9 protein-coding genes are annotated in these 6,980 nt (G+C 25.9%); 3 read left to right on the top strand and 6 right to left on the bottom strand.

Features of this window, described 5'->3' with window-relative positions; all coding sequences use genetic code 11:
• The 6 genes from AVBRAN12642_RS09440 to fldA all read right to left on the bottom strand — a co-directional run.
• On the bottom strand, positions 1 to 240 hold a 240-nt coding region (locus AVBRAN12642_RS09440; protein ID WP_336608288.1), incomplete at its 3' end, for a hypothetical protein.
• 73 nt (positions 241 to 313) lie between these two features.
• Positions 314 to 1,141, bottom strand: a complete 828-nt coding sequence (locus AVBRAN12642_RS09435) for a restriction endonuclease (protein ID WP_214150618.1) — start codon at positions 1,139 to 1,141, stop codon at positions 314 to 316.
• Positions 1,142 to 1,178: 37 nt separating this feature from the next.
• Positions 1,179 to 1,370 carry a hypothetical protein gene (locus AVBRAN12642_RS09430; RefSeq protein ID WP_214117910.1) on the bottom strand — a complete coding sequence of 64 codons (192 nt, stop codon included), beginning with the start codon at positions 1,368 to 1,370 and terminating at the stop codon, positions 1,179 to 1,181.
• Positions 1,371 to 1,434: 64 nt separating this feature from the next.
• Positions 1,435 to 2,145, bottom strand: coding sequence for an EI24 domain-containing protein (locus AVBRAN12642_RS09425; RefSeq protein WP_214120649.1), 711 nt, complete (start codon positions 2,143 to 2,145; stop codon positions 1,435 to 1,437).
• The gene (locus AVBRAN12642_RS09420) at positions 2,138 to 3,580 is read right to left on the bottom strand and encodes an ABC transporter substrate-binding protein (RefSeq protein WP_336608287.1); all 1,443 of its coding nucleotides are present in this window, start codon (positions 3,578 to 3,580) and stop codon (positions 2,138 to 2,140) included. The genes AVBRAN12642_RS09425 and AVBRAN12642_RS09420 overlap by 8 nt, the downstream gene beginning before the upstream one ends.
• Positions 3,581 to 3,623: 43 nt before the next feature.
• Positions 3,624 to 4,109: a flavodoxin FldA gene (fldA, locus tag AVBRAN12642_RS09415; RefSeq protein ID WP_214117907.1), complete on the bottom strand. Its 486-nt coding sequence runs from the start codon at positions 4,107 to 4,109 to the stop codon at positions 3,624 to 3,626.
• A gap of 264 nt (positions 4,110 to 4,373) precedes the next feature.
• Here fldA and AVBRAN12642_RS09410 point away from each other — a divergent pair, with 264 nt between their 5' ends.
• Genes AVBRAN12642_RS09410 through AVBRAN12642_RS09400 form a run of 3 tightly spaced genes read left to right on the top strand, consistent with a single transcriptional unit; the run spans position 4,374 to position 6,941 of the window.
• The gene (locus AVBRAN12642_RS09410) at positions 4,374 to 5,945 is read left to right on the top strand and encodes a flavocytochrome c (protein ID WP_336608286.1); all 1,572 of its coding nucleotides are present in this window, start codon (positions 4,374 to 4,376) and stop codon (positions 5,943 to 5,945) included.
• Between the two features lie 2 nt (positions 5,946 to 5,947).
• Positions 5,948 to 6,349 (top strand): cytochrome c3 family protein, encoded by a 402-nt coding sequence (locus AVBRAN12642_RS09405; protein ID WP_214117905.1) that lies wholly within the window; start codon positions 5,948 to 5,950, stop codon positions 6,347 to 6,349.
• A 10-nt stretch (positions 6,350 to 6,359) separates the two neighbouring features.
• Positions 6,360 to 6,941, top strand: a complete 582-nt coding sequence (locus AVBRAN12642_RS09400) for a cytochrome c3 family protein (protein ID WP_214117904.1) — start codon at positions 6,360 to 6,362, stop codon at positions 6,939 to 6,941.
• Positions 6,942 to 6,980: the final 39 nt, after the last annotated feature.

Below are 6,980 nucleotides of genomic sequence, written 5' to 3'. Positions count from 1 at the left end.
CCACCCACCGGCATCTCTATCAATAAGCCCAATTCTTATAACCAAATATAAAAATAAAATATATAAAGCTATTATAAATCTAGGATAGAGCTTTAATCCTATAAATAAAGTAAGAGTAAAAACAATAGGGTAAGTAATAAAACTTGCATATGGTATAGGAATTAAAATACTAATAATTCCACTAGCTAAATCATGTAAATTATCTAAAAAATATGTTAGATATATTAAAAACTCATTCATATCTTACCTTTAAAAATAAGATTAATTATAGCAAACAAAAAATTATTAATCTATTATTTATTGTCTTAATGCTTTAATTTATATAGTTAATGATTTGATAATTTATTTCATTTGGATATTCTCTTAAATAGCACACTACTCCGTAATCTTTATCATTACAGCTTGTTATAAAATCTTTATAAATTATTTTATTATCACATAATGATGGATTGTTTCTAATAAAAACTTCACAATCTCCTATAAATTTTCTAAGCAGATATTGTTTTGGTGGATTTGTGTAGCACTTGCATTGAATTAGCCTTATTTCACTATTTTTATACGCTATTAAATCTATACCTTTGTCGTTTTTACCATTTACAAAACCATTTGGAAAAACCTTATAACCTATATTTTCATAGTATATTTTTATTTGATATTCGTAATTTTTGCCTTTTTTGATATTTTCTAATTTGATTTTATTTTGTGCGTTTTTTTCTTCACTTATTTTTAATTCATAAGACTGAATTAGTTTATCTTTTTCTAGCTTATAATATCTATTTAATTCTTTTAATTTTTCTTCATAATCTTTTTCTTTTTCTAATATCAATTCTTGTGCTTTTTCAATGGCTATTTTATTAATATCTGAAGTTGTTAAAGTCTGTAATCGTTTTAACTCATCTTTGAGTTTTAATAATTCTTCTTCATATTTATAATTCTTGTATAGCAAAATATTTTTATCAGTTTTTGTATCTTCGTAATCTTCTTTATCTATTTTTAATGTTTGAATTTCTTTATTTTTGTCATTTATAAATTTTTCTGCCTTTTTTATAAATAAAACGAATATACCAAGTAATATGAAGTAAAAAATAGTTATTATTAAGCCATAGTAATTATGTAAAAATTCTAAAATGCTAAATAACATACAATTACCATAGGAATTTCAAATGAAATTCCTAAAATCAATCTAAATCTTTAATGATTTCTTCATCACTTTTTACAACCATTCCAGAGCCGTGAATTACGCTCGGAATACAACTTGTGCAAATATCTACTGGCTTATTGTTTTTATGAGCTCTAATAAATACTGCGTGCTCGTCTTCGCTAGCTTTTAGACTACATACATTACAAATAATTTCATTGTTTAAAACCATAATAATCTCCTTAAAAATAAAATTAAATACTACAAAAAAATCAAAATATAAAAGTTATTTTTAATCAATTTAAAGGCTGTTTTAATCTTAATTCATTTTGAAATAATAAATGAGCTAGAAATATTACAAAAAATACAGGTAGAAAAAACCCAACATAAGGAATATTTGAAGCCAAATAAAATAAAAATACGCAAAAAATATATTTAAATTTAAAAGGTTTAAAACTTAAAAAATCATTTTTATTTAAAACACAACTAGCCACATCGTAAATTAAAAAGTTAAAAAATAAATAAAACATTAAGCAAAACATTAAAAATGATGCTATGAAATTTAATATAGGAATTATGTGAAATAAAAGCACAAAAAATAAAAAGAATAAGAATTTCAATACGATTTTAAACAAAAGCCAAGTTATTTGAATTAACCCTATTTCATCTAATTTATTGTAATTATAATGCTTTAAATTGATTTCTCTAACTATCATTGGAGTTAAAAATGAAGTAATAACTAAAGCAAAAAATATAGATAAATATAAAGCTAAAAAACCACCACCTGAAATAGTAATTATCATAATAAATATTTGTATGGCGTGTAGTATCATCGCACCTAAAAAAAAGTTAAAAGCTTCTTCGTTAAAATCTAAACTACCAACATAACTAAATGCAAGTGTTAATAAACTAATAAATATAATTGAGCTTATAATTAGTGGAAATAAAGAAAATGCTAAAAATCTAAATGTAAAAAAATCTTTTAGGCTAATAATGAAATTATTCATATTTATACCACTTAATTACTTGAGAAAATAATCCGTTTCCATTAAATCCTATTGGCATATTTTCAATACCTTTAATTTTTTTATTATAAGCTAAAAAATAATTGTAATTTACCAAAAATACATAAGAAGGGTTCATTTTAATCTGCTCTTGAAACTCTTTGTAATAATTCTCTTGCACTTGATTTATGGTATTTTTTGCTTGAGTTTTATTAATCTTATTTGTATTTAAAATAGTTGCAAAATTAATACTATCATATACTTCAATATCTATAATCTTACTAGCTTCATTATCATCATTGTTGGTTTGTAATACATCTGTTAATATTCCAAAATCTTTTAATTGCATAGCAAGATTTTCAGCTATACTTAAGTAGTCTTTATTGTTTTTATCTACATAAATTTCTAATTTTAAAGGTAAATCTAATTTTTTATAATAATTTGCTGTGCTTTCTTTATTAATATTTAATTCTATACTCTTTTTATCTTTATAAAATCCTAATTCATTTATAATTTTTCTAGCTTCTGATCTATCACAACCATTATTATTCAAACTTAAAATATGTTTATTAATACTAAAATTCGGTAATTGATTTAAAATAGATTTGTTACAAATAATCAAAGAAATTGCATATCTTAATTTCCTATCATAAATTACTTTATTATTTAATTGTAACGCTATAGCGTGATCTGATTCTAAAGTCTTATATACTAAATCATCATCAATATTTTTTATATTTTTATAATTAATCAAGCCAACATCAATTATATCATTATTTAAAGCATTTTTTATTTGAACTTCATTTTGATAAAACTTAAAAACTACCCCATCATTAAGTGCTTTAAAAATAGCATTAGGATTTTTTACTAAAACTATTTGTTCATTGTTAAATTGCTTTAAATTATAAGTACCAAGACCAATAGCATCACTATTAAACCAACTTAAACCATATTTAATAAGAGCATTTTTTGACATAATCCCTAGTGTTAAAGAATTTAAAAAATCATTATCTGGATACTTCAATACAAATTCAACTTTATATTTATCAATTATATTTATTTGAGAAATATTATTATAAAATCTACTATAATTTGAATTAAAAAAGTGATTTATAATTATTTCATAAGTAGTTTTTACATCTTCTGAAGTAAATTCTCCAAAATCTATATTATTTTTTATAAAATGAAGACCTTGTTTTAATTCAAATTCGTATCTTAATTTATCATTACTTATTTTGTATGAATTGGCTAGTGCGGGAATTAATTCTTTATTATTATTTTTATAAAACAAACCTAAATATAATAAATTTACTAAATCATCATTTGGATTATAAATTGGATTTATATTATTTGGTTGATTTTTCATAGCTACTTTAATTAAATCAGCAGATAAAAAATTAATTGAAAACACTAAAAATAATAATAAAAACTTTTTCATAAGTATCCTTAAAATAGCAAGTAAAAAACTTGCTATTTCGTGATTAGAAGTTAGCTTTAATTTGTGCTACCCAGTTTGCAATTCTTTCGTCTGTTAAATCTTCTTGATTGTCATTATCTAATGCAAGACCAACGAATTTACCATCAACTACTGCTTCTGAATCTTCAAAATCATAACCATCAGTTGAAACTGCTCCAACTAAATTTGCACCAGCTTCTTTTAATGCCGCAGCTAATTTACCCATACCGCCGCAGAAAGTATCAGAATAGCTTGAACTATCTCCCATACCAAATACAGCTACTGTTTTACCAGCTAATTTTAGACCACTAAAATCAAATGAATCCCAATCATCTTGTAAGTCACCACTACCCCAAGTTGAAGTTCCGCAAACTAATTTATCAAAACCATTTAGTTTATCAGCATCAACATCAGCGATATTTAATAATTCAGCACCTAGTGCTTCTGCAATTTTTTCTGCTGCGCCTTCTGTATTTCCCATAGCACTTCCGAAAACTACTGCTACTGACATAATTATCTCCTTAATTTGATTTGCGACATAATTTTACCATTTGAAATTATTGTTAATCATTAACCAAATTCTTTTTACAAAAACCTTAATTATATTAATTTATAAATATAAGAATAAATTAATATCACTTATCAAAAATCCTTATTATTACTTCATAATAATTATTAAATTAAAAATATTATTAAAAAATTTTTATTATTTACTAAGTATATTTTATTTTAAAATAAAATTATTATTAAACTTATTTTTTAATTAGGAGGTTTTATGAAAACTAAAGATAGAAGAGACTTTTTAAAGTTTTCTGGCTTGGTGTATGGCTCTATTTTAATGCCTAATATTGCTTTATCTAATAGTATAGATATTAATGATATAAAATGGGATGAATATTATGATGCAATAGTAATTGGAAGTGGTTTTGCAGGAAGTGCAGCTATGCTAAGTCTTTTGGATAATGGTATTAAAAATGTTGTTATGATTGATAAAATGCCTTATTTAGGTGGCAACTCGGCTTATTCAGGTGGTTCAATGGCTGTTGCTGGCTCAAAATTACAAGCTAGAGATGGAATAGTTGATGATATTAATCTACACATACAAGATACATTAAAAAGTGGTAAGAATTTAAATGATTTAGAATTAGTAAATATTATGATAAATGATGGAGTAAAAACTCTTGATTGGCTTATAGATAATGGGGTTAATTTTAAGTGGGTTAGCAGAAGTGGTGGTCATAGCGTTCCACGCTCTCATTCAGCAGGTGCAGGTAGTTATATTACAAGACCATTACAAGAACAAATTCTTAATAGAGGCAGTAAGATTTTAACAAGAGTTATAATGGATGATATTTTATATGATAAAAATCATAAAGTTGTTGGAATTAAAGTAAGAGAAAAATATCAATTTAACTTTGAGCGTGGATATGAAGAAAAAAACAATGAAAGTGGAATTACTAAATATTATAGAACCTTTGGTGGTATTATCTTAGCTACTGGTGGTTGGGGAGCTGATTTAAAATTTAGACAAATATTTGATTCTAGTTTAAGAGATGATGTATTAACCACAAATCATTTAGGAGCTACTGGCTACACAGCACAAAAACTAATAAATGATAATGTTAAATTCATAGATATGCAATATATTCAAAGTATGCACGTAACAAGTCAAGATGAAGGTGGTTTTGGATTTGCTTATAGATGGATTACTAGGGCTTATGCTTATGGAATGATGGTAAATCCTAAAACAGGAAAAAGATTTGTAAATGAAATTACTGATAGAAAACAAGGTAGCGATGCGATATTAGCTATGAATGAAAAAGGTTTAAATCCACCTGTTTTAATTATGGATATAAATGGCACTAAAACGGTTGATATAGAAGATTTAAATAGGGGCTTATTAGTTGGTGCTGTAAAACAATTTGAAACAATGGATGAATTAATAGCTCATTATAATATCAATAAAGAGCCTTTCTTAGAGCAGTTAAAAAGATACAATGAATATGTTGAACTTGCTTCAAAAGATAAAGATTATAAAGACCCAGAATTTAATCGCAATTTTTCAGATTACAAAGGAAAGTATATAAAAATAGAACAAGCTCCATTTTTTGCTGCAAGACCAGGACCAAAAGTTCATCATTGTATGGGTGGAGTAAAAACTAATAAAGATTGTGAAGTATATGATAATGATATGCAATTAATTCAAGGTTTGTATGCGTGTGGAGAAATTACTGGCGGAAGACACGGATACAATAGATTGGGTTCTAATGCGGTTTTAGATTGCTTAGTTTATGGAAAAAGAGCTGGAAATACTCTAGCAAAAAATTATAATTTATTAAGGGGTTAGCAATGAGATTTATTAGCATTATATGCTTATTTGCCTGTTTTTTATTTGCAAATGAAAATGTATTAAAGGATTCGTTAGGAAAAGTAAATGTAGATTTTAGTGAAAAAGCCTATGAAGTGAAAGGAATTCATAAAAAATTAAATCTTAAGTGTAATGATTGCCACCTAGAAGCACAAGCGAAAGATTATTCATCAGCTATGCTAAATAGTTGTATAAAATGCCACGGGGATTATTCAAAACTAGCAGAATATACTGCAGGTTACGGACATAATAACAATGTTCATCAAAGCCCACATTATGATAAATTAGACTGCGATAATTGTCATAAAACTCATAAGCCATCTGTTAATATGTGTGCTAGATGCCATAGCCAAGAAATCTTAAAAAATTTAAAAGTAAAATAAAGGAGAATACATGAAAAATAAAATAGCTTTTACTTGTATGATAGTAATCATAACTCTTGTTTTAGTATTCTTAGGAGAAAAAATTGTTCATGTAACAGGCAAATATCCGTTTTGTGGGAGTTGCCATTCTTGGGATGGACCTATAGCAATCACAAATGTTAATGATGATATACACGGGGCTAAAAATCCTAAAGGAGTGGTAGTTAATTGTGCTGATTGTCATTTACCACACGATAATTTGGCAAAATACTTATTGACTAAAGCTAAAAACGGAATAGCAGAAGGCTTTACAACTTTAACAAAAGACCCGACTAAAAAAGATTGGTTAGCAAATAGAGAACACGCTAGAAAAAATTATACTTTTGATAGCTCTTGTCTAAAATGCCACGAAAATGCTTTCGTAAAAGACAATGAAAGCACATTACCAATCCATCTTACCTATCTAAGTTTTAAAGGTAGTGCTGATGAGATGAAATGTACCGATTGTCATAAACATGTAGGGCATAAAGATTTAGCACAAACTTTATATGATTTAAAGGACACAACTCCACATAGTTGGGAAGATTGGGAAAAACAAAGAGCTAAGCAATAAGCTTAGCTAATAGAATTTAGAATTAATTCTAAATTCTAT

The sequence above is a fragment of the Campylobacter sp. RM12642 genome (genome assembly GCF_020137635.1).
Classification (GTDB): domain Bacteria; phylum Campylobacterota; class Campylobacteria; order Campylobacterales; family Campylobacteraceae; genus Campylobacter_E.
The sequence above is the reverse complement of the archived record's forward strand: the minus strand, read 5'-3'. Positions and strand labels throughout refer to the sequence as shown.